This window comes from Halorussus halophilus, assembly GCF_008831545.1.
GTDB classification, from domain to species: domain Archaea; phylum Halobacteriota; class Halobacteria; order Halobacteriales; family Haladaptataceae; genus Halorussus; species Halorussus halophilus.
On record NZ_CP044524.1, the window covers coordinates 273,582 to 299,109 of the forward strand.

The 25,528-nt window shown below is 62.0% G+C and carries 29 protein-coding genes; 11 read left to right on the forward strand and 18 right to left on the reverse strand.

All coding sequences use genetic code 11. The annotated features are described in order from the left end of the window. Positions 1-95: 95 nt before the first annotated feature. On the forward strand, positions 96-1,595 hold the full coding sequence (locus F7R90_RS19325; RefSeq protein ID WP_158059204.1) for an ATPase domain-containing protein: 1,500 nt from the start codon (positions 96-98) through the stop codon (positions 1,593-1,595). After that, positions 1,588-2,013 (forward strand): response regulator, encoded by a 426-nt coding sequence (locus tag F7R90_RS19330; RefSeq protein WP_158059205.1) that lies wholly within the window; start codon positions 1,588-1,590, stop codon positions 2,011-2,013. Before F7R90_RS19325 ends, F7R90_RS19330 begins: the two co-directional genes overlap by 8 nt. Positions 2,014-2,019: 6 nt before the next feature. Here F7R90_RS19330 and F7R90_RS19335 read toward each other — a convergent pair whose 3' ends face one another. Together F7R90_RS19335 and F7R90_RS19340 are read right to left on the reverse strand one after the other, a co-directional pair. After that, complete coding sequence (locus F7R90_RS19335; RefSeq protein ID WP_158059206.1) at positions 2,020-3,165, reverse strand: right-handed parallel beta-helix repeat-containing protein; 1,146 nt, start codon at positions 3,163-3,165, stop codon at positions 2,020-2,022. 60 nt (positions 3,166-3,225) lie between these two features. After that, positions 3,226-5,100: a DEAD/DEAH box helicase gene (locus F7R90_RS19340; protein WP_158059207.1), complete on the reverse strand. Its 1,875-nt coding sequence runs from the start codon at positions 5,098-5,100 to the stop codon at positions 3,226-3,228. A 145-nt stretch (positions 5,101-5,245) separates the two neighbouring features. Between F7R90_RS19340 and F7R90_RS22395 the strand changes: the two genes are divergently transcribed. The 3 genes from F7R90_RS22395 to F7R90_RS19350 all read left to right on the forward strand — a co-directional run bounded on the left by F7R90_RS22395 (position 5,246) and on the right by F7R90_RS19350 (position 6,867). Continuing rightward, positions 5,246-5,395, forward strand: coding sequence for a hypothetical protein (locus F7R90_RS22395; RefSeq protein WP_192498469.1), 150 nt, complete (start codon positions 5,246-5,248; stop codon positions 5,393-5,395). Positions 5,396-5,672: 277 nt separating this feature from the next. After that, positions 5,673-6,266 (forward strand): NosD domain-containing protein, encoded by a 594-nt coding sequence (locus F7R90_RS19345; RefSeq protein WP_192498470.1) that lies wholly within the window; start codon positions 5,673-5,675, stop codon positions 6,264-6,266. A 94-nt stretch (positions 6,267-6,360) separates the two neighbouring features. Further along, positions 6,361-6,867, forward strand: a complete 507-nt coding sequence (locus F7R90_RS19350) for a hypothetical protein (protein WP_158059209.1) — start codon at positions 6,361-6,363, stop codon at positions 6,865-6,867. A gap of 19 nt (positions 6,868-6,886) precedes the next feature. Here the strand turns inward: F7R90_RS19350 and F7R90_RS19355 are convergent, their stop codons facing one another. The 3 genes from F7R90_RS19355 to F7R90_RS19365 all read right to left on the reverse strand — a co-directional run bounded on the left by F7R90_RS19355 (position 6,887) and on the right by F7R90_RS19365 (position 9,582). Next, complete coding sequence (locus F7R90_RS19355; RefSeq protein WP_158059210.1) at positions 6,887-7,384, reverse strand: DUF1269 domain-containing protein; 498 nt, start codon at positions 7,382-7,384, stop codon at positions 6,887-6,889. A 232-nt stretch (positions 7,385-7,616) separates the two neighbouring features. Continuing rightward, positions 7,617-8,207: an HdeD family acid-resistance protein gene (locus F7R90_RS19360; RefSeq protein WP_158059211.1), complete on the reverse strand. Its 591-nt coding sequence runs from the start codon at positions 8,205-8,207 to the stop codon at positions 7,617-7,619. A 274-nt stretch (positions 8,208-8,481) separates the two neighbouring features. Next, positions 8,482-9,582 carry an AI-2E family transporter gene (locus F7R90_RS19365; protein WP_158059212.1) on the reverse strand — a complete coding sequence of 367 codons (1,101 nt, stop codon included), beginning with the start codon at positions 9,580-9,582 and terminating at the stop codon, positions 8,482-8,484. Positions 9,583-9,824: 242 nt separating this feature from the next. On the opposite strand from F7R90_RS19365, the gene F7R90_RS19370 reads away from it, so the two are divergent. Further along, positions 9,825-11,144, forward strand: a complete 1,320-nt coding sequence (locus F7R90_RS19370; protein WP_158059459.1) for a metallophosphoesterase — start codon at positions 9,825-9,827, stop codon at positions 11,142-11,144. A 32-nt stretch (positions 11,145-11,176) separates the two neighbouring features. Here the strand turns inward: F7R90_RS19370 and F7R90_RS19375 are convergent, their stop codons facing one another. The 6 genes from F7R90_RS19375 to F7R90_RS19400 form a co-directional block, all read right to left on the reverse strand. Further along, a complete protein-coding gene (locus F7R90_RS19375; RefSeq protein WP_225741334.1) occupies positions 11,177-11,725 on the reverse strand; it encodes an LURP-one-related/scramblase family protein in 549 nt (182 codons plus the stop codon). 179 nt (positions 11,726-11,904) lie between these two features. Beyond that, positions 11,905-12,786, reverse strand: coding sequence for a bile acid:sodium symporter family protein (locus tag F7R90_RS19380; RefSeq protein ID WP_158059213.1), 882 nt, complete (start codon positions 12,784-12,786; stop codon positions 11,905-11,907). Positions 12,787-12,816: 30 nt separating this feature from the next. After that, on the reverse strand, positions 12,817-15,135 hold the full coding sequence (locus F7R90_RS19385) for an arylsulfatase (RefSeq protein ID WP_158059214.1): 2,319 nt from the start codon (positions 15,133-15,135) through the stop codon (positions 12,817-12,819). 423 nt (positions 15,136-15,558) lie between these two features. Beyond that, positions 15,559-16,575 carry a formylglycine-generating enzyme family protein gene (locus F7R90_RS19390; protein ID WP_394352025.1) on the reverse strand — a complete coding sequence of 339 codons (1,017 nt, stop codon included), beginning with the start codon at positions 16,573-16,575 and terminating at the stop codon, positions 15,559-15,561. Between the two features lie 6 nt (positions 16,576-16,581). After that, complete coding sequence (locus F7R90_RS19395; protein WP_158059215.1) at positions 16,582-17,145, reverse strand: twin-arginine translocation signal domain-containing protein; 564 nt, start codon at positions 17,143-17,145, stop codon at positions 16,582-16,584. Between the two features lie 188 nt (positions 17,146-17,333). Continuing rightward, the gene (locus tag F7R90_RS19400; RefSeq protein WP_158059216.1) at positions 17,334-18,062 is read right to left on the reverse strand and encodes a hypothetical protein; all 729 of its coding nucleotides are present in this window, start codon (positions 18,060-18,062) and stop codon (positions 17,334-17,336) included. Positions 18,063-18,151: 89 nt separating this feature from the next. On the opposite strand from F7R90_RS19400, the gene F7R90_RS19405 reads away from it, so the two are divergent. Together F7R90_RS19405 and F7R90_RS19410 are read left to right on the forward strand one after the other, a co-directional pair. Beyond that, complete coding sequence (locus F7R90_RS19405; RefSeq protein WP_158059217.1) at positions 18,152-18,637, forward strand: GNAT family N-acetyltransferase; 486 nt, start codon at positions 18,152-18,154, stop codon at positions 18,635-18,637. Positions 18,638-18,688: 51 nt separating this feature from the next. After that, positions 18,689-19,024 carry a tRNA-binding protein gene (locus F7R90_RS19410; protein ID WP_158059218.1) on the forward strand — a complete coding sequence of 112 codons (336 nt, stop codon included), beginning with the start codon at positions 18,689-18,691 and terminating at the stop codon, positions 19,022-19,024. Here F7R90_RS19410 and F7R90_RS19415 read toward each other — a convergent pair. The 4 genes from F7R90_RS19415 to F7R90_RS19430 form a co-directional block, all read right to left on the reverse strand. Further along, on the reverse strand, positions 19,021-20,244 hold the full coding sequence (locus F7R90_RS19415) for a glycoside hydrolase 5 family protein (RefSeq protein ID WP_158059219.1): 1,224 nt from the start codon (positions 20,242-20,244) through the stop codon (positions 19,021-19,023). The two genes, F7R90_RS19410 and F7R90_RS19415, sit on opposite strands and share 4 nt — an antisense overlap. 160 nt (positions 20,245-20,404) lie before the next feature. Beyond that, entirely contained in the window at positions 20,405-20,656 is a 252-nt protein-coding gene (locus F7R90_RS19420) for a hypothetical protein (protein ID WP_158059220.1), read from the reverse strand. A 166-nt stretch (positions 20,657-20,822) separates the two neighbouring features. Continuing rightward, positions 20,823-21,119 (reverse strand): hypothetical protein, encoded by a 297-nt coding sequence (locus tag F7R90_RS19425; RefSeq protein ID WP_158059221.1) that lies wholly within the window; start codon positions 21,117-21,119, stop codon positions 20,823-20,825. Between the two features lie 285 nt (positions 21,120-21,404). Continuing rightward, a complete protein-coding gene (locus F7R90_RS19430; RefSeq protein ID WP_158059222.1) occupies positions 21,405-21,713 on the reverse strand; it encodes a hypothetical protein in 309 nt (102 codons plus the stop codon). A gap of 546 nt (positions 21,714-22,259) precedes the next feature. Here F7R90_RS19430 and F7R90_RS19435 point away from each other — a divergent pair. From F7R90_RS19435 to F7R90_RS19445, 3 genes are read left to right on the forward strand one after another with little or no spacing between them, the layout of a single operon-like run. Beyond that, positions 22,260-22,700 (forward strand): hypothetical protein, encoded by a 441-nt coding sequence (locus tag F7R90_RS19435; RefSeq protein ID WP_158059223.1) that lies wholly within the window; start codon positions 22,260-22,262, stop codon positions 22,698-22,700. 1 nt (position 22,701) lies between these two features. Then, a complete protein-coding gene (locus tag F7R90_RS19440; protein WP_158059224.1) occupies positions 22,702-22,992 on the forward strand; it encodes a DUF7410 domain-containing protein in 291 nt (96 codons plus the stop codon). A gap of 4 nt (positions 22,993-22,996) precedes the next feature. Next, positions 22,997-24,127: a hypothetical protein gene (locus F7R90_RS19445; protein WP_158059225.1), complete on the forward strand. Its 1,131-nt coding sequence runs from the start codon at positions 22,997-22,999 to the stop codon at positions 24,125-24,127. Here F7R90_RS19445 and F7R90_RS19450 read toward each other — a convergent pair whose 3' ends face one another. Genes F7R90_RS19450 through F7R90_RS19460 form a run of 3 tightly spaced genes read right to left on the reverse strand, consistent with a single transcriptional unit; the run spans position 24,128 to position 25,524 of the window. Beyond that, positions 24,128-24,634, reverse strand: a complete 507-nt coding sequence (locus F7R90_RS19450) for an immunoglobulin-like domain-containing protein (protein WP_158059226.1) — start codon at positions 24,632-24,634, stop codon at positions 24,128-24,130. It abuts the gene before it with no gap. A 58-nt stretch (positions 24,635-24,692) separates the two neighbouring features. Then, positions 24,693-25,217 carry an NUDIX hydrolase gene (locus F7R90_RS19455; RefSeq protein WP_158059227.1) on the reverse strand — a complete coding sequence of 175 codons (525 nt, stop codon included), beginning with the start codon at positions 25,215-25,217 and terminating at the stop codon, positions 24,693-24,695. 46 nt (positions 25,218-25,263) lie between these two features. Further along, positions 25,264-25,524, reverse strand: a complete 261-nt coding sequence (locus tag F7R90_RS19460; protein WP_158059228.1) for a cytochrome C oxidase subunit IV family protein — start codon at positions 25,522-25,524, stop codon at positions 25,264-25,266. Positions 25,525-25,528: the final 4 nt, after the last annotated feature.

A 25,528-nucleotide genomic window follows, 5' to 3' on the forward strand; every position in this document is an offset into this window, starting at 1 on the left:
ACGGTGCTATCAGGGGCCGTCTTATATAGGCTTGTAATATTACTGCCCCAAGGTTAGGTGCGCTAGTTGAGAAAGAACCTGTACTGACTTCCATAATGTCGGACGTAGCGCTTGAACGAATTTCGTCAGGAGTCCCAGGACTCGACGACGTTCTGGGTGGTGGACTCATTCCCGGTCGGAGCTATCTCGCACGCGGCGACCCCGGTACCGGCAAGACGCTGTTCGGTTGCTCTTTTCTCTCTCGTGGTGTCAAAGTGGGCGAGGACGCCTTGTTCGTCCACTTGGAGGAGCCGGAGGCCGACGTCAAGAAGAATGCCGGTGCCGTCGGTATCGACTTAGACGGCGTCGAATTCTTGGACCTCTCGCCGAACTCAGGCGTCTTCTCTTCGACCCAATCGTACGACATCTTCGACACCGACGAGAACGAACAGACGACGTTCACCGAACGGATAACCGACCGGGTCGGGACGCTATCGCCCGACCGCGTGTTCATCGACCCGCTAACGAAGCTACGCTATCTCACGTCAGACGAGTACCAGTTCCGGAAACAAGTACTCGCGCTCACCCGATTTTTCACCGAACACGACGCGACGGTGCTGCTCACGTCTCAGAACACGAGTCACTCTTCGGACGACGACCTCCAGTATCTCACCGACGGCACGGTGCAACTTCGCAACGGCGAGATGGGTCGGTCGCTCTCGGTGCCGAAGTTTCGCGGTTCGTCGGTGAAGTCGGGCGAACACGCGGTGCGAATCGGCGACGGACGGCCGCGAGCGAACGGCGAGAACGACGGTGTCTCGGTGTTTCCCGCCCTCGACCCGGCCGAAACCGACCGCTACACGGTCGGTGAACAACTCTCCGCGGGCGTCCCGCGACTGGACGAACTGCTCGGCGGCGGCCTCGAACGCGGCACCGTGACGATTCTGAGCGGTCCGACCGGCGTCGGCAAGACCACCGTTGGCACGCAGTTCATGAAGGAAGCGGCGGGCCGCGGCGAGCGGTCGGTCGTCTACCTCTTCGAAGAGACGACTCCGACGCTGTTCGAGCGCAGCGAGGCCATCGGGATTCCGCTCGAAGAGATGGTCGAGAACGGGGCACTCGAAACACGCGAGTTCGAACCGCTCGACAACTCTGCGGTCGAGTTCGCCAACCACGTCCAGCGCGAAGTCGAACGCCGCGACACGTCGCTCGTGATGATAGACGGTATCGACGGCTACAAACTCTCGCTCCGGGAAGCAGACCAACGACGCCTCGTTCGGAAACTGCATTCGCTCTGTCGCTATCTCAAGAGCGTCGGCGTGACAGTCGTACTCGTTGACGAGAGCGCAACTGTCATGGGCGAGTTCAGTGCGACCGACTCGGGTATCAGCTACCTCGCGGACAACATCGTCTTCATGCGCCACCTCGAACTGAACGGGGAGATGCGGAAGGCCATCGGCGTCCTGAAAAAACGGACGAGCGACTTCGAGCGCACGCTCCGGGAGTTCGAAATCACTGAACACGGCATCACGGTCGGCGAAACACTCGACGAGTTGGAGGGAATTTTGACAGGAGAACCACAATGGACGACACCATCGGAGGACAACGATGAGTGAGACGAACAGCGACGAGACACAGACGGGCAAGGCGGCACTCATCTTGGCGCTGGGGCGCCAGAAGCGGAACCTCGAACTGCTGGCACAGATGCTGCGCAACAACGGCTACGAGGTCGAAATCGCCACGTCGATGGAGGAGTTCGACGGTCTCATCGAGGCGCGCGACGACATCGCAGTCGCCATCCTCGACGTGGACGGGTTCACCGAAGACATCTGGAAGCGTTGCGAGCAACTACACGACCGAGGCGTGTCGATGCTCATCCTCGCGGCGTCGATTCCGCCGAAGATGCGCGAAGAGGCACACAGTCGCGGCGTCCACACCTTGCTCGAAAAGCCCGTAGACAAAGCCGACTTGCAGGCGACGATACGCGGCCTTCTGAGGTACATCCAGCGCGAGAAAGAGCAGGAAGACCAGTAGTTGGTCTCACGCTGGACGGTCGCTTCCTCGTCGATAAATCCAGTTTCTGCCGTTTTCCCGGACGACGTTCTCTCGGGCGACAGTGCCGTCTGCGGCGAGTAGCGTGACTCCGCGACGATTTTCAACGATTCGGTTCCGCACGAGTCGCGTCCCATCACTCTCGATGAGCAAGACACCGTCGCGGTTGTCGGTCGCCACGTTCTCCAGCAGGAGGTTGCCGTCGCTGTCCCGGAGTCGGAAGCCGACCGCGTTACCGGTCGCGTCGTTGTCTCGGAGCGTGTTGTTCGCCGACTCAGCGGCCAGCCAGACGCCGTAGAATCGATTCGAGAGCCTCGTTCCACTGACGGTATTGTTCCGCGCGGACGAGAGCCAGACGCCTGCGATTCGGTTCGCGCTTGCCTCGCCGCCCTCGATGCTGTTTTCGCTCGCTCCCGCGAGGGCGACCCCGAACTCGTTCCGGCGGGCGGCCACGTTCGTTACGACGTTTTCGGAGGCCGCGCCGACGAGTTGCACGCCTGCCAGCGCGTTTTCGAGGGCCGTGACCCCTGCGAGCCGATTGCGGTCGCTGTCGTCGAGCAACGAGACGCCGTGAACCGCGTTGTCGGTCGCTCGAACGCCCGAAATCCGGTTCCCGCTCGCGTTCAGCAGTAGGACACCGATTCGACTCTCGGTCGCCGTCACGTTCGAGAGGACGCCGCCATCAGCGTTCGTCAGTCGCACGGCGTCGTCCCACTGCGCGACCGAGAAGTTTCGGACGGTGACGTTCGAGACGCCGCGCGACCACGTGCCGACCGAGACTCCGGCGGTGCCGAACGCACCTGTTCCGTCGATGTTGTGACCTCGGCCGTCGAGAACGACGTCGCTCGCGCGGATTCGGATACACTGGCCAGCCGTAGCGTTCTCGATGTCGGCGACGAGTTCGTAGCGGCCGGAGTCGGAAATCGTCGTACAGGAGTCGATTCGCGCCGAAAACTCGGATTGCGTCGGCGATTTGGAGTGCGCCGGCGACCCGGAGTGCGTCGGCGCGACTTCCGCGCCGACACCGACGCTAGCAGGCGCGCTCGCACCTGCGAGCATGCTGGCAGTGACGACTGTGAGGACGACAAGAACTGTGAGGACCAGAATCGGAAGAACGCGAAGGACGACGCGCATGGCGGTCGTACACCCGCCGAAACTTTCGTTTTTCGGTGCTTGAAACGTGCGAAATCGGGATTACTCGTCGTCGCTGTCGTCGGATTTCTCCTCGGGAGCTACGTCGCGTTCTGCGACCGCTTCCGCGTCGCGCTCGGTCACGCGGACTCCCTTCGAGGAGAGGTGACGCATGCGCTGGCGGGCGAACTCCTCTTCGGTCGTGCCACGAGTCGCCAGCACGTACATTCGGGAGTTGCCGGTCGGACGCATCGTCCGGCCCGCGCGCTGGGCACCCTGTCGGCGAGAGCCGCCGAGTCCGGAGGCGACGATGGCCAGTTCGGCGTCCGGCAGGTCGATGCCCTCGTCGCCGACGCGCGAGACGACTACCGTGTCCAACTGGCCGTCGCGGAACTGCTGGAGGTGGAGTTCTCTTCGTGGATGGGGCATCTCGCCGCTGATGAAGGGAACGTCGAGTGCTTCAGCTAATTCCTCTCCCTGGTCGAGGTACTCCACGAAAATCAGGGCCTTCGACGTGGGATGCTCGGCGAGCAGGTGTCGAATCTCCTCGACTTTGGCCGGATTGGACGCCGCGACCTGTCGCTTCTCGTGGCCGACCGTACTCCCGTACTCCTCGCGGTAGGCTTCCTCGTCCCACGGCACGTACCGAATCTGGACTTCCGGTTCTTGGACGTATCCGGCGTCGAACAACGCGTCCCAGTCGGTGCCGATGGGCGGCCCGATGAGGTTGAAAATCTCTTCTTCTTTGTCGTCCTCACGGACGGGCGTGGCGCTGAGACCCAAGCGGTGCTTGCTCTGGAGGTCTGCAGAGCGTCGGAACACCCGAGACGGAATGTGCTGACATTCGTCGTAGACGATGAGTCCCCACTCGCGCTCGTCGAAGAGTTTCCGGTGGCGGTCCATCCCAGCAGTCTGATACGTCGCAATCGTCACTGGGCGAATCTGTTTCTTGCCGCCGTGGTACTCGCCGACCTGTGCCTCCGTGAGCGAGGTGTTGCCCAGAATTTCCTCGCGCCATTGGGAAGCCAGTTCCCGACCGGGAACCAGAATCAGCGTCTCGCCGCCGACGGCTTCCAGCACGCCCATCGCGGCGACCGTTTTCCCGCTTCCTGGCGGTCCCACCAACACGCCAGAGTTCGAATTGACGAACTGCTCGACCCAGTCGCGCTGGTACTGGCGCAGTTCGAGGTGGAGTTCGACGTCCAACTCTTCGCCGGTCTCCAAGTCGCGTTCGTCCTGCACCGGGTAGCCTGCCTCGTAGAGAATTCGCTTGACCGTCGCGACTGACTCCTCGGCGACCCAACTCTCTGTGTCGGAGATGGGTGCGCGCAGGTGACTCTCGTCTATCTTCTGTCGGGCGACGTTGCCCATCAGGTCGTCGCTGGCGGCTTCGAGGACGACGTAGCCGTCTTCGTGGGTCTTGAGGACGAACCGCCGCGCGCGCTTCCACTGCCCTTCTAGCCACTCTTCGAGGTGTGGCGAGCGTTCCGGAAGCACGTCTCGAACTGTCCCGACCAAATCCTCGAACGACTCGTGTGGGGCGTTCCACACGTCTTCTTGTCGAATCTCGTACAGATAGCCGCCCGTCTTCGTCGTGTCCACGAGGTGGGCGAACTGCGAGAGTTGTGCGCGGGTGAACTGTGTCGGTTGGTCCACGACGAGTTCGCGCCGACTCGGGAACACCACGACGCGTTCGCGGTCGGCGAGTGCGCCCCAGTCGGTCGGATACCAAACGACGGGGTCGTTCGACACGTCGAGTCGCTCGACGCTCCCCTCGTCTGCGAGGTCCGCGAGGGACTGCGCGGTGTCGGCTTGTGAACGACCCACTCGCCGCGCGACTTCTTCGGCCGTGACGACGGGTCGTCCCGTCTCTTCGACCGCGTCGTGGAACGCTTCTACGTCGAACGGTTCCGTCGTCTCGTCGTCGCTATCGGTCACTGAGGCTCAATTAGAGCGCGACCGTCAAACGGCTTGTGTTCCGGAAATCGCCCGAGTTGATATTCTGACAGGCGGCCACAAGTTTTATCTCTTACTCCTGACAAGCAGGGCAAGCTTTGAGTACCCCCAGTTTGAGGGGTTTCGTATGGACACGGGAATTGCGGCTATCGAGCGCTGTGCCTACTGTCGAGACTACGTTCCGATTACGTTCGTCGAAGTTGGGTCGAAAGATACGTCGAGTCAGATTACTGCGACCGTTGCGGTCTGCGAGGAGTGCCACGGCGACGGTCGCTGACGGCACCTCTGTTTGCGGACGCCGAAAACTGCAGTATCGCTCCCCCAGTTCGTGCGGGTCGAACCTCGGCAGTTGGCACATCTATTTTGTCCTCAAATTCGGGACGAATTATGTGCGCTCGACGCTTCGCTAGGAGATTGCCGATTCTGTCGGGCGTTCACCCCCGAAGTTACGCGCCGCCTACTCGGTTCTATTGTTCGCTTTGTTCGTTCGCGTTCGACTGTAGTCGGTCGAATCGCCCCGTGGGTATAACTATCCGCTCGGTGTGAGGCTACGTGTGATCCGTCGAAGCCTTCCGGTCGCGTCCGTCGCCGCCCTCGTCGTCGCCGTCGCGGTTGCCGTCGCCGTTGCGGGCGTCGGCACGGCGGACTTCGGGGCGAGCGCGACAGACGCGACAGCAGCGACCGAAATCGACTCGTGTACCACTATCGAGCAGTCCGGCACCTACGTCCTGACCAGCGACATCGAAGACGGCGGCAACACCGCGATTTCGGAGTCTTGCATCGAAATCCGCGCCGACGGCGTCACGCTGGACGGCGACAACCACACCCTCGACGGCCGTGGGGTCAGTCACACGAAAGGCATCACCGTCAGCGCCAACGACGTGACGATTCGGAACCTCGGCGTCAACGACTGGCACTACGGCATCTGGGTGCGCGACGGGTCGGCGACCATCGACGGTGTTCGCACGTTCTCGAACGCCTACGGCGTCCGACTCCAGAACGCGAAGGGGAGTACCGTCACCAACGCGACGGTCGAAGACAACCTCATCGGCATCTACGCGGATTCGGGGACTGGTCTCAGCGTCGAGGAAAACAACCTCTCTGGGAATCAAATCGACGTGAAGTACGCCGACAGCGAACAGTCCTAACGTCAGATTGGCTCATCGCCACTTGATTTTCGTGCGCGAGACAGGTCAGTTCCTGCCGAAATAGAGCTAAGCGTTTCGCTGGCGTGGGTCACTCATGGCAGACGAGACGTGGAGCGCAGAGCTAAAACATCCGCGAGCGGTGGCCGCGCTCCGAGTCGGCCTGTATCTGCTCGCGGCCATACTCGCCGTCGGTTTCGCGGGTGTCGCACTCGCGTCGCTCCTGCTCGTGTTCGTGTTCGGGAGTGTGGCACTCGCCGTGACCGGCGACGTGAACGTCGTCGCCGTCGCGGGGTTGGCCGCCCTCGTGCTTGTCGTCTCTGTCGGGTTGTTCGTGGGCCTGCTCTCCGGCGTTCGTCGCGTCGAGTGGGCCATTCGGGAGGCCGACCGAAAGCCGGACCCCCGCGACGTTCTGACTGACCAGTACGTCGCTGGCGACATCGACGAACTCGAACTCGAACGCGCCTTAGAGGACTTACTTTTCGAAGTGGCCGACGAGCGGACTGGGACGGCGACGACCAGTGAGACGGCGACGGAAAGCGGCGTGACAGTCGCGTCGAGCGACGAACGACCAGACGGCAAACGGGAACGGTTGCGAGAGTAACGCGGAAAAAGAGTCGGTCTTAGGCTTCGATTTCTTCTGCCGCGAACGCGTCGCGGAGGTTCTGTTCGTCTTCGTCGCTCAGGTTCGTCCGGAGGACCTCCGGGTTGTACTGTTTGAGTTCCTCGATGACGCGGTCCGCGACGACGTCTTCGACCAGCAGAAACAGGCCGGAGTGGCCGGGTTCGATAGTCTCGCCGACTTCCTTGATGAACTTGTCGTCGATGCCGTAGTCTGAGAGTTTGCCGGAAATCGCGCCCGTGATGGTCCCGATTGCCAACCCGAGCCACGGCATCCAGAAGAGGATACCGATGAGCATCCCCCAGAACGCGCCGCCGAGCGCGCCTGCGCCGACGAGGCTCTGGGCCTGCTTTACGTCCACTTTACCGTCGTCCTTCCGGACGACGACGGCGGCGTCTTTCAACGTCACCAGTTGCTGTTTCTGTAACTCTATCAGTTTGTCTCGGGCTTGGAGCGCCCCGTTCTCGTTGTCGAACGCGAGTACGACTAGTTCGGTCACTGAATTTCTCCCCCAAACGCGCTTCGACCGAGGCGGTATTATATGCGGTCGAACGTTGAAGCCGAAAGTGAATCTTGCACCGGGGATATTCTCAGTTACGTGGCTGAACTGTGGCGTGACGACTCGGTCACGTACGCTGTCGTCGTCTCGTCGCTGACCGCTCGCAGTGACGGTTCGGCCGCGTCGAAAAAAGAAATCGGTCCGTGCTTTCGAGTGGCTGTCTGCTTCCCGGCTACATCTGCTGGCCCTGCTTTTCGGTCGGCATCTCCCGGTCGCTGGTCGTTCGGCTTCCGCGGCCGACCATAACCATCGACACGCCGGTGACGAGGAGGTTCACGCCGAAGAGGACGCCAATCGCCCACAGTGCGCTAGACGGGAACCCGACCCAGATGAGACCGGCGAGCAGGAGCGAGATAGCCCCACTGACGAGAAGCCACGTCCACCCGGGTTGCCCGCGACTCTGGAACCCCCAGACGAGCTCTACTGCGCCGTCCACGAGGAAGAACGCGATGGCGAGTATCGTCAGCGTCGTCAGGCCGACTGTCGGGTTGGCGATGAAGGTGATGCCCGCGAAGCCGTAGAGGACTGCGAGGACCACTTGCCAGAGTACGTTCCCGAGCGTCCCCGCCGAGAAAGCGTTCGCGACGTGAACGAGCGCGCCGATGACGAGAACTGCACCGAGCAGTATCGACAGCGAGATGCCCGTCACGAACGGGAAGACGATTGCTAGCAGTCCGAGTACCGCGATGACGACTCCGGCCGCCGTGGCGGCGCGGGCACTCTCGGTACGTTGCGTGTCTATTCCGACGGTAGTTGAACTCATGATTCTCCCCTCTCTCCTTCGCCGTCAGCGGGCAAAAACAGCGACTATCGTTCTGAAACGTTCTCTCAGGCGCTCTCGCGGCCACCGAGAGATACCCGTTGGAAAGCGTCCGGAACTGGCCAGTTCGAGGAGTGGACCGTGACAGAGCCGAACTGCGCAACAGAGCGATGCCAGCGAACGTCGTCCTGCCCGAGTTCGTGGCGGTCACGGGCGTCCGAGTGTCCCTACTGTCAGCCTGCGGTCAAGCGTTCTCGTTGCGTGCCAACTCCCGCATTCAGTCTCGTTTCTGTCTGGCCGTCGGCGTCGTGCTGACGCCGACCAGTTCCGGGAGGACGACACGGACGAACAGGACGCCGAGGACGAGCAGCAGCGGTCCCAAGAAGATGCCGTACCACCCGTACAGCGGCGGCCCGAGCAGATACGCGAACATGACCAACCCCATCGAGAACATCCGACCCGAGAGGTACGGCCGGATGTAGGTCCGGACGACGTTGTCGAAGACGGCGACCATCAGGACGAAGAACAGAATCGGATACCAGAGCAACAGCGGGTCGATTTGAACCGCCTCGACGCTCAAAACCAGGACGATGAACACGTAGACGACGGACCGACCGACGAGCGGCACGAGCGTCATGACGCCCGTGGCGACCCCCAGCAGAATCGTCGCGGGAATCGTCAACCCTGTGGGGGCGAAGAAGTTGAACACGTTGTAGATAATCGACGCGAGAATCATGATGACGAAGATAGTGAGCGTGTAGCCGAAGTAGACCGACGAGAGTCCGGTATCGACCACCGAAAGGTACACTGCCGCGAGGGTTTCTTCACCGATTACGTTCGCCCGGAACCACACTGCGAGCGTGCGGTCGCTGACGAGCAAGAAGAACGCCAACAGGACCGCGACGAACAAATTGTACAGCGTGGCCGTCACTGCAACCACCGACCCGCCCAGCGCGACGACGAGCGACTGTGCCGAGGGGTCTTCGAGCAACGTCGCGAGTGTTCGAGTCACGTCCGCCGGTTCGCTCGGGAGCGTCTCGCTCTGTACCGGGAGGAACTCGCCGAGAACCATACCGACGCGCTCGTCGGCGAGGAGTTCCGCGACCTGACCGAGTGCCACGAGGAGGAACACGACGAGGACGAACAGCACCGGAAGCGCGATGAACAGAAGCGACAACCCCGCTCCGAGCGTTCCGGAACCGACCACACCTTCGACCCGCCGACTCACTGGCCGTGCGAGATAGTACGTGAACAGACCGAAGACGAACCAACCGAGATACGCGGCCACCACGTCTGCGAAGACGACCAGTAAACCGAGGCCGACGAGCCACCACGCGACGCGCTTTCGATTCACACTCGGTTGCGACTTGCCGCTCATCCCCCGAGAGAGTCGCTAGTCGGCCCCATCAATCGACCCGGCCGTTTACCCCGGTTCGAACCCCTGCGGATTCATCGCCGAGACTTTCGACTGCTCCTAGTCTCGTTACTCCCCAGTAACGTCCGGTACTCCGTTCGCCGCGACGTTGTCAGGCGACGAGGGGAGAAACTGTTAACTTTCGTCGTGGTGTTCTACTGTCACCACGAGATGCGCCGATGTCCCACAACGCACCGGAGGAGTACATGACCGACGTGTACTACTTCGTCAGCGACCTCCACATCGGCGGGGACGAACAGCTTCAGCACGTCGCTTTCGAAGACGAGTTGCTGGAGTTTCTCGGCGAGTTGGCGGCGACCGACGAAGACGCCGAACTCATAGTCAACGGCGACGCCTTCGGTTTGTGGGAGTTCACGGAACTCGACGGGATGGCGAAGTTCGACGCATTGGTCGAACGCTACCCCGACTTGTTCGACCAACTTCGAGAGACTGGCGAGCAGATTCAGATTACGTTCATCCCCGGCAACCACGACTACGAACTCGCGGCGTATCCGGAGTACGTCGAACGACTCGCAGAGTACAACGTCACGCTGGAGCAGGAAATCTCTATCACGCGCGAGGTCGGCGAGCGCGTCGTCTACGTCGAACACGGAATGCAACGCGATCCGAACAACAGCATCCCCGACTTCGGGAACCCCTACGCGAACCCGCCGGGCTACTTCGTCAACCGCCACATCACGAGTCGGGCCGGAAAGTTATCGGGACGCGGGCGAGCGAACTGGCTCCGGGACATTCAGGCCGTGACGCCGATGACGCTGATTCCCAGCTGGATGCTTTCGAACTACTTCTACCGGGAGATGAGTCCACTGCTTCGGTACGCCTCCGTTCCGTTCCTCCTCCTGTTCCAAGTCGCGCTGCTATACGTCGGCTTGTTCCTGCTGTACGTCACTGGAATCTGGGAAGCGCCGCTGGACCTCTTCGAACAGGCGCTCCTTAGCTTCGGTCTCGTCGGCGAGATTATCGACGCACTCCTCGTAATCAACATGGTCGTCATCTTCTTGCTCGCCATCGTCGCCGTGCCGCTCTACTTCTTCGGACGCGACGTGCGAAAGACGCTCCGTCGGTTCGGTCTCCTCACGACGGACGCGCCCGAAGCACCGACCGAGAAATACGTCGAAGGTGCCCGCGAAGTTTTCGAAGCGGACCCAGAGGTCGCGGTGTTCGTCTACGGCCACACCCACCGCGCGTCGCTGACGGAAGTAGACGACCGCGTGGTGATAAACACCGGCACGTGGCTCAAGCGCCTCCAGCGGCAGGACCCGTTCGTCGGTATTCTCCCGTCAGTGTTCTACTCGTCGTACAAACTCAACTACTTCCGGATTACTGCTGGGGACCGCCCCGAGGAAGTAGTCGTAGAGTACCGCGTCATCGAGAAATCCGACCCGAAGGAACTGACGCTCCTAGAGCGACTCGTCACCCGAAAACCTCCGCGACCGGAGGCGATACCAGAGCGGACTGTCGTCGGCACCGAGGCCGAACCAGCGGAACAGTTCGTGGACGATTGAGGGTCCCGGACCAACGTTCTCGCTTCAAGTCGTCATATCGCGTCGATGGCCGCAGTCACGGCGAGGACGAAGCCGTGGTCCTCGCCAGCCATCACTTCGACGCCGTAGGTGTCCCGAACTCGGAACCAACGCTTCGAGACGTTGGCGACGGGTGCGCCGCTCCGCGTGATAGTGTACTCGTGGTCTACGATGTTCCCCCGAACGTGCAACGGCGGTTGTCCGGGGACCTCGACATCGAAGCGGTCTCGAAGTGGCGTCACGAGCGCCTTCTGTACGGTGGCGACCGTCTTGCCGTCGCGCTCGATTATCATCGTGTCCTTGAGTCTGACGACGCGCTCCTGCACCTTGTACAGTGGATTCCCGGCGGAATCTAGAATTTGGATGGTGTTTCGGAGTCTGAGTGCCTTCCCATCGACCTTGAACGCTGGTGCGCCGTTGGCGGTCTCGATGACGAAGTCGTCTCCGAAGGTGACGAGTTTCTCGTGCATCTTGTACCGCGTCGGAGTCGCTGGTCCGGGGCCACTCGGCGTCGTCCCCTGTCGTCGGGCTTGTCGCCGTTGTCGCCCTCTCGCTGGACTCATGCTATCGTCTCCGTCGATTCAGTAGCGTCGTTCGTGAGTTCCGTGCGATTCTTCGTCGGATGTGGTTCGTGTCGTCTCATCTGTCGTTCACACCGTGTAATCTGCCATTCATATTGTTTCGTCTGTCGTTCGTCTCGTGTCGTATTGACTCGGTCTCGCTTTTCGTGTCGATTTGTCGGTCAGTCTTCGTACGCTACTTCCTCGGTCACTCGCGTGGATTCCGTTCGTTCGGTGCGTTTCCCCATCTCTCCCGCGACGACTATCAGCAGACCCATCAGCGTCGCTCCGACGACGAGCACGACCACCACGTCCGGGTCGTCGAAGTTCGCCGCGCCGACCACGAGCGCCGCCGAGACGTTCCGCTGTGCGGTTCCCAGTCCCAGTACCGACCGCGTCCCTGAACCCGGACCGCCGAGGAGGAATCCCACGGCGAACGAGACCGCGATGAGCAACACCAGCGCGAGGAGTACCCCTGTCCCGACGACGCCGACCATGGTGTCGAAGTTCAGCACCAGCATGAGGACGACCAGAAACACCAGCGCCGTGCTGGAAATCTGACTCACTGTCGGTTGCCACGAAGCGGCCGCCTCGGCGTAGCGCGCCTTCACGAACAGGCCGACCGCGAGCGGGACGAGCATGAGCGTGACTAACGACCCCGCGATGTCGAGTGGGTTCACCTGCACGCCCGGGAGCAACAGCGGTAGCACCACCGGGACGTAGGCTACCGTGACCACCATCAGCAGGACCATCAGACCGACTCCGAATGCTACCTCCCCCTTGGCCATCTCCACGAGTTTCGGCAGGAATGGCGCGCCAGCGGCGGTCGCGAGGACGACCAGACCGATGGATTGGGCCTCCGAGAGTGACACGACCAATAGAATCGCGTACGCCGCGAGCGGTACCAACACGAAGTTCGCCAGCAGTGCCTTTCCGACGAGACGGAGGTCTCTGAGCGGGTCGAGTATCTGGCCGACCGTCAGGTTCAGCCCCATCGCCAGCATGCTGGTCACGACGAAGACCAGCACCGACAGCGTGGCGAGCGATTCTAAGATTACTGCCATTTCGTGCCCCCTCGACTCTCGTTATTCGGCTTACTCCCGCGCCATGATGCGGTCCATCGCGGTTTCGGGGTGGACGAACGGTTCACCGCTCACGTCGACCGTGACCCGCGTCAAGTCACCGGTAAACGCGAACGGGGCGCGGTCGCGGTACTCCTCGCTGACGGCGTTTACGGCGTCGTAGCCACAACTCAGCCCACCAGTGAGACCTACGGTAATCGGCGTCGTCACGGGAACGTCGCCCTCTCCGACCTGCTCGTCGTCGTAGTAGAGTCGGACCGTGGCGGACGCGCCTTTCCCGTTCGCGACGTCGGGTTCGCCCGTCGTCTCGAACTCCATGCGAAGTTCGGTAGCGTTGTCCGGAATTTCCTCGTCGGCCGAGACCTGATACTCCTCGACGCCGACGTAGTTGTGAACGTAGTGCAACTCGTCGTCCTCGACGAACATCGTGTACCCACCGTGCCGACTGCCGTGGGCGAGCAGGACGCCTTCGAAACTGTCGTCCGACGGTTCGAGTTCCGCCGCGATGCTGTGGTCGCGGTTGAACACGCGAACGGCCGCGTTTTCCGGAACGTGCTGTCCGCCCGGATGGTAGACGTACTTTTCGCGGGGTCTCCCCGGTTCAGGGCGTGGCTCGGCCAACCGCTCGACGCTTCGGCCGTCGAGTGGCAACACGTCGTACTTCCCGGCTTCGGTCCACCAGAGTTGGGCGAGTTCGAGTACTTTCTCCGGATGGTCGTCGGCCACGTCGTGGGCCTCCGAGAAGTCCGATTCGAGGTCGTACAGTTCCCAGCCCGAGTCCTCTAAAGTGGTCGCCGAGAGGTCTTCGGCGGTGATTCGCTGGCCGAGCGGCCACGGCCGGACTGCCCGCCAGCCGTCGTGGTACACCGCTCTCGTGCCGAGCATCTCGAAGTACTGGGTCGTGTGCCGTTCCGGGGCGTCCGACTCCTCGAACGTGTACGCGAAACTCTCGCCCTCGATTGGAGACTGCGAGTAGCCCTTGATTTCGTGGGGTGCCTCGATGCCTACCGACTCCAGAACCGTCGGCAAGACGTCGATGGCGTGGACGAACTGGTCGCGGACTTCTCCCGACGCCTCGATGCCGTTCGGCCACGAAACTACCATCGGGTCGCTCGCCCCGCCTCGGTAGGTCTCGCGCTTCCACCGCTGGAACGGCGTGTTTCCGGCCCACGTCCAGCCCCACGGGTAGTGGTTGAAGTACTTCGGGCCACCCAACTCGTCCATCGCCTCCAAGTTGTCTTCGAGGTCCTCGGGGACGTTGTTGAAGAAGCGATTCTCGTTCACCGAACCTCTGGGACCACCCTCCGCACTCGCGCCGTTGTCGGAGACGAGGACGACGAGCGTGTCGTCCAGTTCGCCGAGTTCGTCGAGGTAGTCCAACACCTTGCCGATTTGGTGGTCGGTGTGTTCGAGGAAGCCCGCGAACACCTCCATCATTCGGGCGCACAGCGTTTGCTCGTCCGCCGAGAGGTCGTCCCAGTTATCCACGTCCGGGTTCTGCGGCGAGAGGTCGGTGTCTTCGGGTACGACGCCTAGCTCTTTCTGGCGTTCGAGAATCTGCTCGCGGGCCTCGTCCCAGCCCATGTCGAACTCGCCCTCGTACTTGTCGGCCCACTCCCGTGGCACCTGATGGGGCGCGTGACACGCGCCCGGACAGAAGTACGTGAAAAACGGCTTGTCGGGGTCCACCTGCTTCGCGTCGCCGATGAACTGGATGGCGCGCTCGGCGATGTCTTCGGTGAGGTGGTAGCCCTCGTCCGGTGTCGCTGGTGGCTCGACTTGATGATTGTCGTAGACGAGTGTCGGCGTGTACTGGTCGGTGTCGCCCCCGAGGAAGCCGTAGAAGCGTTCGAAACCCCGTCCGAGCGGCCACTGGTCGTACGGCCCTGCCGCGCTCCCGGACTCCGCTGGCGTGAGGTGCCACTTACCGAGTGCGAGCGTGCTGTAGCCCTGTTCGACCAACATCTCCGAGAGGAACCCGTTCTCGTGTGGAATGTGACCGTTGTAGCCGGGGAACCCCGTCGAGATTTCCGCGATTCCGCCCATCGCGTTCGAGTGGTGGTTTCGCCCGGTCAGCAGGCACGTTCGAGTCGGCGAGCAGAGCGCGGTCGTGTGGAAGTTGTTGTACTGAAGCCCGTTCTCCGCAAGACGGTCGATGTTGGGCGTGTCGATGAGGCCGCCGTAACACCCTAACTGTCCGAAGCCCACGTCGTCTAAGACGACCATGAGGACGTTCGGCGCGTCGTCGGGCGCTCGGGTCTGTTCGGGCCACCAGGGTTCGGATTCGTCGTACGTGCGGCCGATGCGGCCGTGAAATTCTTGGTTTGGCATGTGTCGATTTGAGCAGATTCTACGTGTCTATGCACGCTCGGTGCGTCGTCTGGAATACCCGAGATGTCCCCGTTTCGATAGCTGTCGCTACCGACGCTCGGTTCTACTCCCCGGAACCCCCAGACCGTGAGGTGTTCGACCTCACTTCGTCGCAGTTACTGTCACCACGGCAATGGTAAAATACGTACTCATAGCTTCGAAACGTGACACGAACGACCGGTTTGACTCACGTGTCCGTGACACGTCGGCCGCGATTGCGCTGCGGTTCAAGATTGGATTTCCACTCCTACTCGACTGTGCGGACTGCTCTCCAATAGAGCATACTCGGCGCGGTCACCGACAGAATTCGAAACGTGCGCTGCTTTCGATAGGGAGCCACAGAGAGGAAAGCCGAAGTCGGGGATAGTCGAAGCCGTGCCGTCATCAGTCCGCTCGCACGACACACCTGAACCCGACGTGCGTCGTCGAGGTATCGACCGGTTCGGGATATCGCGCGGCAGGTCGATACCGGACACAGTAGTTCGGCGCACAGAGGTGCGACCCGCCCTTCAGCACGCGCCGCGGAACACGTGAGGGGTCGCGCGGGTCGATGCTCGTCTCCTTCGTTCCACCCCGCGGATTCGTCGGCGTACAGCACGACTTCGGGGCCTTCTCTGCGTGGCGCGCCGTGAACCAATCACTGGTCCACTCCCAGACGTTTCCGATAGTGTCGTAGAGTCCGTACCCATTCGCCGGAAACGCTCCGACAGGAGACGTGCGAACGTAGCCGTCTTCTTCGGTGTTCTCGTAGGGGAACGTCCCTTGCCACGTGTTCGCCATCGGTTCCCCGTCCGGCACGAACTCGTCGCCCCACGCGTACTCCGCGCCGTCGAGTCCGCCACGAGACGCTCGCTCGTGTTCGGCCTCGGTCGGCAGTTCCTTCCCCGCCCAGTCGGCGTACGCTACTGCGTCTTCGTACGCGACGTGGACGACAGGGTATTCAGCGTGGCTCTCGACGTAGTCGTTGCCGACGTTACTGTCCGGGCCGAGCGGTTGCCGCCAGTTTGCTCCCGACACGTACTCCCACCAGTTGCTCGGGTTTCGGAGGTCAACGGGGCCGTCTGGCTGACGAAACACTGCCGACCCCGGGACCAAGTCGTCCGGGTCTGCGCCCGGATAGTCGTCTGGATTCGGCTCGCGCTCGGCGAGCGTCGTGTAGTCCGTCTCCTCGACGAACTCGCGGAATTCAGCGGTCGTCACCGGCGTGCGGTCCATCCAGAACCCATCGACGTGAACCTCGTGCGCTGGCGCTTCTTCTGGGTAGTGGTTCTCCGACCCCATGGTGAACGTGCCACCGGGTATCCAGACCATCCCCGGATGCGGTCGGCCGCTCGGCGTGGCATCCTCGAGTCGGTCGGTCGCTCCCTCTCGCTCCATTTCGCTGTCGGTATTCGGTTCCATCCGTCCTCACTGTTGGCCGACCTGCAACCGACGTGCCGTCGTCTCCACCATGACGAGCGCCGGACTGAACGCACTGAAACTTCTGTCGAACTGGTAGACGCCGCCCACTTCGAGCGTCTCACGCGAGAAGAGGAAGGTCGGCGTCCGAACTCCGAGTCCGAACAGCCCGATGATGTACCCGTTGTAGTCGTCGGGTTGAGTTATCTCCGGTGCTTGCCCACCTCTCACGGGTGTCAGCAGACGAATCGTGTTCGCGTTCTGTAGTGGCCCGATGACGTTGAACGGGAGGTTACGCTGGTAGCCGACCGTATACACCAGGACTGTCTTGCGCTCCTGAGCAGTTCGTTCGCCAACTTGTAGAGAATGCCCCTCACCATTCGCGTCGTCCGACGGCGTTCCATTTGTTTGCGCCGTTGCGCTTCCCGTCCCAGAAAGACCACCGCCGACCACACCGGCGGTTAGGACACTCGTCTTGAGAAACGAGCGACGAGAGCGACTCCGAAATGCTTCGCGTTCTCCGTTCGCTGACGTGGCGTCTGGACCGTCTTCTCCACTGTTTTCCCCCCACATGGCGAGGAGCGACGACGCTCACGCGAATAAATTCGTGGGGCCGTTTACAGTCGTCGCTCGCGGTTTACCATTCGTCACTGACCATTACCGTGCATCCGGACTCATTTCCCATCTTCGAGACTTCTCGTCTGACTCCCTTCTCCCACTTTTCTCCCCTCCGACGGTGACTCTCCACGCGACCGTCCTGTTCAGATTGCGAGCAGTATGCCAGTGTAGAGTGCCGCACCAGCGAGAAACGAGGCGAATCGCTCCCACTCCACGTCGGGGAGTTCTTCCTTGATGACGTTGAAGACGATGCTTCCGGAGAGAAACGCGAACAGCAACGCCAGTACCGCCTCGTTCACTGCCGTCGCGTAGCCGACGATTGCACCGAAGAGAACACTGCCCGCGAGTATCCACCGGCCGAGTCGGTGGTAGACCGCTCCGTGGTTGCGTCGAAAGCCAGCGTCGGTGACGACGAAGTGCAGTCCCATCGCCACGGTGTAAAAGAGCAGGGAGAGGAGACCCGACTCTTCTTGATGAAACAGGAGGTAGCCGATGAGCGCGTTGTAGACCGCGAACGACGAGACGTGCGTCCAGAAGACGAAGTCCGACTTCTCGGCAGGCTCCGTTCGGGTGCTCGTCACGAACGTGTGAATCCCGTAGAAGACGAGGAAGCCGACCAGGACGACGACGTACACGTCGGTGTCCTGCTCGAAGAACGTCCAGCCACCGTTTTGACTTTCGACGACTCGAAGCACCGCCTCGTTCACTTCCGGGAGGATGAGGACGAAGACGTACGCGACGGTGGTTCCGCCCGCGAACGAGAGCGCCTCTCTTCGGCGGGGGCCACCGTCTGCCGTGATTCGACCGACGGCGACGTGAACGACCGCTAAGACGAGCGCGAACGCGAACCCGATAGTCGCTGGCGTCGTCATGCAACCTGTAGTCGGCAGGCCGCAAGTTAACCGTTGATGCCGACCAGTCTCTTGATAGTCCCGCCTCACGAACGACGAATCGAGCGCAATTGACGCAGGTCCGTGTCGCAACGCCCGACGACGCGCCCGCTATTCTCGACCTCCACGTGGACTCTATCCGCGAGTTCGGCCCGGAAGCGTACGACGACAAGCAGGTCGCGGCGTGGGCAAACAAGGAGGATGGAATCGAGAACTACCCGCTCGAAGCCGACGACCACCACCTTGTCGTCGCCGAAGCAGACGACACCGTCGTCGGATACGGGCACCTCGTTCCAGCGAACGAGGAAGTTCGGGCGGTGTACGTCCGTCCCTCGGTAGCAGGACGGGGAGTCGGCTCGACGCTGCTCGCACACCTAGAGGGGTACGCGCTCGGGCAGGGAATCGACACCCTCGAACTGTGGGCCTCTCTCAACGCGGTCTGGTTCTACGAACGAACGGGCTATAGAACGACGGAGAACGCGACGATAGCGATGCGCTACGAGGAGGAACAGGTCGAACTCGCGGTGGTGAAGATGGAGAAGACACTCGGAACGTGACGTGTGTCGCACTTCGCGTACCGACTCGTAGCAAGAATTTTATCGCCCTCCATGCTATCCTCTCCCGTGACCGACCTCTTCGACACCACGTTCCGCATCGGCGAAGTGCTGGCCGCCGAAGCGTTCCCAGAGACGAACAAACCCGAGATGGCGAAACTCCGCATCGATTTGGGCGACGAAGAAGTCCAGTCTGCCGCTCAGACCGGCTACAACTACGACCCCGAAGACCTCGTGGGTCGGCAGGTCCTCTGCGCGACGAACCTCGGGACGGTCTCTATCGCTGGCTACGAATCGGAAGTGCTGACCGTCGGCGTCCCCGACGAAGACGACCATCCCGTGCTGGTGGGACCTGACGAAGACGTGCCGCCCGGTGGCGAACTCTATTAATTGCCGAACGCGTGCTCTTTGACCTTCGACGCCCAGTCGGGCCACTGCTGGCGCTCTTCCATCTCGACGGTGGCTGATTTGCCCGACATCGCCTTGATGGCTTTGGCGTCCTCTTTGTGCCAGACCGCGCCGTCCTCGTGGAACAGGCCGTTGATGATGCCGCGCTTGCGCATGTACCGGACGTAGGCCGGTTTCACCATCAGTGACCAGAAGAAGTTGCCGACGCCGTGTTCGTGGATGACAGGCGCGAGTGAGCGGTACTTCGGTTGCCACTGGTCCACGGTCTTCGAACTGCCCCACCCGAAGTTGGCGACGCGCTGCCACTCGGTGAGCCAGACAGGCATGTCGAGGTCCTTCCCGAGTTGGTTGGCGTCCGGCAAGAGGTCGTGGTAGATTTGCTGGTCGCTCGGGTAGTTGTAGTGGAACTGCAGTACGTCGCTCCCCCAATCGACGTAGTCGGCGTTGTTCGCGAGGCTGGTCGAACCCACAGTGAGGGGAACCGACCCGCGTTCCTCTGCCATCGTCTGGAACATTCCCTCGGTGAAGTGCTTCATGTTCTGGAGCCAACCGGGTTCGTTCATCGCCTCGATGGCCATCACGCGGTCGTCGTCCCGGTAGCGGTCCATGAACCACCGAACGTACTCGCGCGGTTCGTCCCACTTGTCCTCGTTCTGGATGACGCCGCTCGCTGGCGACTGCACTGGCGGCGCTGTCAACGGGTCCGTCGCGTGGAGGTTGTCTTCGGTCGGTTCCTTGCCCACGCTCTCGAACAGGCCGAACAGGACGCGAATTCCGCGGTCCTCCGCGGCCGTCAGGAAGTGATCGATGCGCTGTTCCAGCGCGTCCTGGTCTTCCATCCACTGCTCGTAACTCACCCACGTCCGGATAGCGTTGAGTTCGACTTGATTCGCGTATCCCAAGTCGCGCTCGATGATGGACTCGTCGTAGTCGTGCCACATCTGGAACGTGTTCCACGCCCGCGCGGGCACGTAGAGCGCGCCACGAACGTCCACCGGGTCGAGGTTCTTCTGTGCCATCTCCTCGGCGGTCGTCCCGCTCCCGCCGTTGGGTGACTGCGGACCGTTGGTTCGTCCAGATTGATTTCCCTGCACCTCCTGTCTGTTTCGTTGGCCGATCGGGGCTGTACAGCCACCGACACTCGCCAGTCCTATCGTAGTTCCCGTTGCGAGAAACTTTCGGCGCGTCCACCGGCGGGTCATTGTACAGTGCCACGAGACACGGCGGCGTAAAAGTGTAGCTACGTTTGCAGACATGTTGGAATCGTAATTGCCGGTTTCGACCCCAGTAGGCTGCGTTGCTGGTCTCGAAGGTCAACGGTCGAGGTGCGTACGAATGGGTCAGAGAAAGCGGATCGGGTGACTATCGTCGGCCTCGCAGTACGATTTCGGCTCCACAGTCGGGACAGGATCCTCTCTCGGCGTCGAACGCCGTCTGGCAGAACGCACAAAGATGTTCGTCGTCGGCGTCGTCGATACTCTCGAACGCCGACGTGCCGGAATTCGACCGTTTCGTGTCGCCTTCCTGTTCGTGGTCGGGTCCCTGCTCGTATCCGGAGCGTCGGTTCTGTCCAGTCCCCTGCAGTCCGTCGGTGATGTCTTTCAGTACGTCCATGTTACGATAACGCACTGGGTCGGCCCTTCCATTGTTATGCCGGGCCTGCGAACGACGTACGGGCGGCCTGCGTGGGGTGTATGGACAGCCTACAGCGGTCGTAGGCTGTGTCTGTTGGGCGGTTCGCCCGGAAATCGGAGATTCGTTAAGCCGTCGCCGAGTGGCGTCACCACGTGCTGGCGACGCGCACGGCCTGGAGTGCGGCCAGCGGGAGTGCGTGGAGGGATACCGTCGTGACTGCGAACGCCACGACGAGCGTCAGCGGGTGGGCGGGCAACAGCGAGAGGAGGGCCGCGATGCTGGCCGCGACGAGGAGGGTGCCGAAGAGTACCGCAACCGCGGTGAAAGCCGCGACGACGGCGCTCGCGAGGGTGCGATTCAGCACCCGTACTGTTCGTCTGTGTGCGGTTCGTCGGGTCGGTGCCATCTCTCGGAGAGACGGCGTGGAGAGTCGATTTCGCATGGGTTCGTGGTGTCGGGGATTCGGCGTTCGTCAGTCGGCGGTTTCACCGGACGACTCGCTCTGCTCGTCGTCCGCGTCGTCGAGACCCTCGCTTCGCTCGGGTCCCGAGTGGCGTGCGAGGTTCATTCTGCTATACCTCGCGGTTTCGCCGCTCGGCTTTCCGAGGCGTTCACTACGTTCACGCCTCGATCACTCCCTGAACTTCGCTGCTCACGGGTCCTATCGGCCCTTCGGGCCTCGGTGTTCCGGAGGAACACCGTACTCCCCGCTCGCGTTCTGCGAGGTTCATTCCGCTAGCACTCCATGAACCTCGCACGCTTCGACCGATTGGACGCCGAACTGGTCGACGACGGCCGAACGAACGGCGTCGTCTTCGTCGTCCGCCTCGTCGGCGTGGACGTAGAGGCGAACCGAGACGGTGACGCGCAGGTCGTTGAGCGTCGGCGTCACGCCGGTGATTTCGACGATTTCGGTTCTATCGACCGCGGCGCTGCGGCAGAGAACGGTCGTGATGCCGTCCTGGAGACTGCCGTCGCCGCCGCGGGGCACGTGTAGTTCGAGGTCTGCTGTCGCGTCGATGGTAGGTTGCGTCATGGCTTTCGTTCGGGGTAGCTCCCGTCGGGCGACGAACCCTGACCCGCGACACGCGGGACTACCGGGAGCGGAGATGTGTCTGATCGCTCGATTCCGAACCACGGGACGACAACGCGGCTACCGGGTTACGCGCGACGGTAGGAGAGTGAGCTGACTCACCCCGACCGACGCACGCTGTCCGCTTCTCGACGTGAATGTCGGAGAAGCGAACCATCCCGGCGTCCGGCGACGCCTTACGCGGTCGGGGTGGTCCAAATGGGGCAATACATATTGCCCACGTCGCCCACCTGTCCGGCCCGCTTGGCGAGTGCCGGAGTGCCAGAGCTGCCGCTATCGCCGAAGGCGAGCGCGGTCAGTCTGTATTTGAGGTGGGTCATAGGTGGTATCTCGGGCGCGGCGTACTGCCGCGCCGTTGACGTATCTACGGCTTTGACGGCCCATATATTAAAGTTGTTTGAGCCATGCTACCGATTTACATAGTAGGGGTCGCCATCCGCGCCAATCTTTATGTTTGTTACTCTCTAACACTATTCGAAGTGGTTACAGATGGCAGCACTGCCGTACCTCGTCAGCACGGTCGTGATGGGCGTCGTCCTGTTAGGCGTCTGGCTCGTGGTCGCGCGAGTTCGAAACTGGGAACAGTACGCACTCCCGGCGACCGTCTCGCCCGACGGAACTGAGTCGAGAGCCGTCCGCACGGCCAAGATGCCGACGACGTGGATAGTCGGATTCCTGCTCGTCACGTTCGTCGCCGGAGGCGGCGCGATATTGCTGGTAAGCGACGTCGGGTCTTCGCTCGCCGCGAGTCCGGTGGTCCTCTTCTCGGCCGTCTTCGCACTGCTCATCACCGGCTATCTACTCTGGGGCGTCTACCACTCTGTCCGGGTCCGGGGCCTCGGAAGCGCGCAGGCCGCGCTCGCGGGCGTCTGGACGCTCGGAATGCTGTTCCTCGGCGCGGTCGTCCTCACGCTCGTGACGGGGGGTTGAGATGGCGACGAAAGCCGTTCCAGAGACGGAGCTAATCGTTCCAGACGACGACTCGCCAGCGCGCTGTCCGTACTGTCACCGACCGTTTCGCACCGAGCGGTTTCTCGCGCTTCACCTCGGCGACGACCACGCCGATTCGTGGACCGACGCCGAACAGGAGGCCTACGAGGACGCTCGGGAGGCGGAAGCCGACGCGCTGTTCATCTACCACCTGAAGATTGTCGCCGCACTCGTGGGTCTCTACGCGTTTTTCTTCATGGCCTACCTCGCCGTCTCGATGGCACAGGTGTGAGAAAATGAGACTTGGAGAACCGACTACCAAATCGCTTCTCGTGGTCGTCCTCGGCGTCTCGACGTTCGCCGCGACTGCGAGTGCCCACGACGGCACCGCTCACGGCGACGTTTCGCACGCGACACTTCTCGCGCTCGTCGTCCTCGGTCTCGGTGTCGCCGTCGGGAGTTCGCACCTGTACGCGCGAACGGCGAGGCAGACTGCCCGCTCTCTCACGCTCGCTTCGACACTCGGTGGTCTCGCCTTCGCAACCGTCGGAGCGATTGGACTTGTAGAGTCACAGGTCGAACCACTGACCTCGACGCCGCTCTCGCGCCAGTGGTACCCGGTGTTGACGCTCGCGCTTGGCACTGCTCTGATAGTCGGAACCCTCCTGCTCGCGTTCCGGCGCTGGACCAATCGCCCGACGTACGTCGCGCTCGGGGTCTGCTCTGGTCTCTGGGTCGCCTACCCGGCACTGTTCGCTCGGGGAGCGCTCTGGAATCCGCTGGGCTACTTGCTCGCCCTCCTCGTCCCGACGCTGGTCGCAACTGTCCTCTGGCGGGACGTTCGGCCTGCACTCGCCGGTACAGGTCCTCGCGAGCGACTTGTCGGTGTCGCCGTCGCGCTCGGCTTCGTCCCCTTCTTCCTCGTCTCCTCGGGCCTGCTCTCGTTCGCTCCGGAGACGTCGGGGCTTCCGGACGAATCGGTCGTGGTTTTCACCGCCTTCGCGAACCCGCTGGTGATGTGGCCCGCCGTCGAGGTGTTCGTTCCTGCGGTGCCGGTGTTCGCCGCGATTTCGCTCGGGACCGCGCTGGTTGCTGGGTTGCTGGCTTCGCTCGTCGGTGTGAACGCCGTGCTTGGCGTGGCCTCGTCCACTGCCCAGTCGGACACCCAGCAGTCGAACTCGTGGGGTATCACCGGTGCGCTGGCGACCAGCGGCGCGACGGCCTGCTGTTGCTGTGCGCCAGCGGCCTACGGAATCGCCAGCGCGGCCCTCGGCGCGTCTACGGTGCCGCTCTATTGGGCGTTCGTGGACCCTGCTTCCCCTGTGGGGTCGGTGTTCCTGATGGGTGCTGTGGGACTACTGACTGCGAATGCAGTGCGGTTAGCCGGAGTCGTCGAACAGAATAGCTGTGAGTTCGCCGAGGGCTAGTTATTCGGCACTCCGAATAGGGAACCCGACAGCTACGAAGGGTGCGCTCCCGAGTAGCACGAACCGGTACTGGCCGGACTGGAGTTCACCGTGGACTTCGCTCGCCTGATTTTCGAGGCTCGATTCGGAGAACGTGACGCGCTCCGTGATGGACTCGCCTGCTGGGAGTTCTGTCGCGCACATTTGGTAGTAGCGGCTTCCGGTCCACGTTACGTGCCGCCACTCGCCGTCTGCGTATCGCTGTAGCGCCCACGGGTTGTGACAGCCGAGGCTGACCTTCGAATCGCCCGTGTTGGTGACCTCGAAGGCGATGGTGTCTCCGAGGTGGACCGACTCCGCTTCGAATCGGAGTTCCAAGTCGTCGTGGTCGTAGACGATTTCTCCTTCGTCTTGGTAGGCCGCGCGTGGTTCGTCTCCCGAGGAGGGTGGCTCGAAACCAACGACTGCCCCTGCGACACCGCCGAGGAGAGCGACCGAACCGCCTGCGAGGAGGGTTCTGCGTTTCATAGTTCAGGGAGGGGACACGCGGGAGTTGGTGAGTCTCTGATAAATGCTTTCTCACTCCTCAACTAACTTCGAACCTCCCGTCCGGCACGCCTAGATTCGAGTGAAACTCCTCGGGAAGTGTCTGCCACCATCGTCCCTCCACGATTTCTTCCTCCTGCACGTCGAGATCTCCCCTCTCGTGTTCTGCCCAGTAGAACGCTTGCAACAGGTGGACCTCCTTCGTCTCGTCGGCTTCGTCGTGGCCGACGAAGTGGACGACCCCCCGAAGGTCGGTCAGTCGGCACTCGATGCCGGTCTCCTCGGTGATCTCTCTGCGAGTGGCTTGCTCGATGGCCTCGCCGGACTCGACGGTTCCGCCCGGTTCTACCCAAAAACCCGGCCAGTCGTGGTCCCGAACGAGCAGTACCTCACCGTCTCGTTCGACCAAGACGCGGGCGTTGAACGGACTCCGAGCGCGCACCTTCTCGGTCCTTGTTTCGAACTCTTCGGTCGGAATCGACCCCTCGCGAGTGGTCACTTCGAACTCGTCGTAGCGGTCTCGAAACTCAGCAAGTTTCGAGGCGACATGGTCCTCGCCGGTCATTATCCCTTCTTGTCGATAATATAATAAGAAAGGTTCGCTCCGTTCGCTACAGTATCGAGTACGCCGCCGCCAGCGTCAGCGCCAACGCCGCCAACAGTCCGACGCCCATCACGAACGAGATCGAGCGCGGTTCCCAGACGAGGTGCTGGTAGTAGCCCGCCACCAACAACGCTTTCACCGCCGACAGCACCATGATGACGGCGAAGGCGAGCCAGTAGGCCATCCCCGCCTGTTCGACGAAGAACTGGGCGGTTGCGAACACGAACAGCACGACGTAAATCGCAGTGTACAGTTTCAATTTTGACATACTT

Bases quoted from the DNA above. Each gene is read 5' to 3' on its own strand.
- F7R90_RS19325 (WP_158059204.1), top strand. From the start codon at position 96: ATGTCGGACGTAGCGCTTGAACGAATTTCGTCAGGAGTCCCAGGACTC.
- F7R90_RS19330 (WP_158059205.1), top strand. From the start codon at position 1,588: ATGAGTGAGACGAACAGCGACGAGACACAGACGGGCAAGGCGGCACTC.
- F7R90_RS19335 (WP_158059206.1), bottom strand. From the start codon at position 3,165: ATGCGCGTCGTCCTTCGCGTTCTTCCGATTCTGGTCCTCACAGTTCTT.
- F7R90_RS22395 (WP_192498469.1), top strand. From the start codon at position 5,246: ATGGACACGGGAATTGCGGCTATCGAGCGCTGTGCCTACTGTCGAGAC.
- F7R90_RS19350 (WP_158059209.1), top strand. From the start codon at position 6,361: ATGGCAGACGAGACGTGGAGCGCAGAGCTAAAACATCCGCGAGCGGTG.
- F7R90_RS19360 (WP_158059211.1), bottom strand. From the start codon at position 8,207: ATGAGTTCAACTACCGTCGGAATAGACACGCAACGTACCGAGAGTGCC.
- F7R90_RS19365 (WP_158059212.1), bottom strand. From the start codon at position 9,582: ATGAGCGGCAAGTCGCAACCGAGTGTGAATCGAAAGCGCGTCGCGTGG.
- F7R90_RS19370 (WP_158059459.1), top strand. From the start codon at position 9,825: ATGACCGACGTGTACTACTTCGTCAGCGACCTCCACATCGGCGGGGAC.
- F7R90_RS19375 (WP_225741334.1), bottom strand. From the start codon at position 11,725: ATGAGTCCAGCGAGAGGGCGACAACGGCGACAAGCCCGACGACAGGGG.
- F7R90_RS19380 (WP_158059213.1), bottom strand. From the start codon at position 12,786: ATGGCAGTAATCTTAGAATCGCTCGCCACGCTGTCGGTGCTGGTCTTC.
- F7R90_RS19385 (WP_158059214.1), bottom strand. From the start codon at position 15,135: ATGCCAAACCAAGAATTTCACGGCCGCATCGGCCGCACGTACGACGAA.
- F7R90_RS19390 (WP_394352025.1), bottom strand. From the start codon at position 16,575: ATGGAACCGAATACCGACAGCGAAATGGAGCGAGAGGGAGCGACCGAC.
- F7R90_RS19395 (WP_158059215.1), bottom strand. From the start codon at position 17,145: ATGTGGGGGGAAAACAGTGGAGAAGACGGTCCAGACGCCACGTCAGCG.
- F7R90_RS19400 (WP_158059216.1), bottom strand. From the start codon at position 18,062: ATGACGACGCCAGCGACTATCGGGTTCGCGTTCGCGCTCGTCTTAGCG.
- F7R90_RS19410 (WP_158059218.1), top strand. From the start codon at position 18,689: ATGCTATCCTCTCCCGTGACCGACCTCTTCGACACCACGTTCCGCATC.
- F7R90_RS19415 (WP_158059219.1), bottom strand. From the start codon at position 20,244: ATGACCCGCCGGTGGACGCGCCGAAAGTTTCTCGCAACGGGAACTACG.
- F7R90_RS19420 (WP_158059220.1), bottom strand. From the start codon at position 20,656: ATGGACGTACTGAAAGACATCACCGACGGACTGCAGGGGACTGGACAG.
- F7R90_RS19425 (WP_158059221.1), bottom strand. From the start codon at position 21,119: ATGCGAAATCGACTCTCCACGCCGTCTCTCCGAGAGATGGCACCGACC.
- F7R90_RS19430 (WP_158059222.1), bottom strand. From the start codon at position 21,713: ATGACGCAACCTACCATCGACGCGACAGCAGACCTCGAACTACACGTG.
- F7R90_RS19435 (WP_158059223.1), top strand. From the start codon at position 22,260: ATGGCAGCACTGCCGTACCTCGTCAGCACGGTCGTGATGGGCGTCGTC.
- F7R90_RS19440 (WP_158059224.1), top strand. From the start codon at position 22,702: ATGGCGACGAAAGCCGTTCCAGAGACGGAGCTAATCGTTCCAGACGAC.
- F7R90_RS19445 (WP_158059225.1), top strand. From the start codon at position 22,997: ATGAGACTTGGAGAACCGACTACCAAATCGCTTCTCGTGGTCGTCCTC.
- F7R90_RS19450 (WP_158059226.1), bottom strand. From the start codon at position 24,634: ATGAAACGCAGAACCCTCCTCGCAGGCGGTTCGGTCGCTCTCCTCGGC.
- F7R90_RS19455 (WP_158059227.1), bottom strand. From the start codon at position 25,217: ATGACCGGCGAGGACCATGTCGCCTCGAAACTTGCTGAGTTTCGAGAC.
- F7R90_RS19460 (WP_158059228.1), bottom strand. From the start codon at position 25,524: ATGTCAAAATTGAAACTGTACACTGCGATTTACGTCGTGCTGTTCGTG.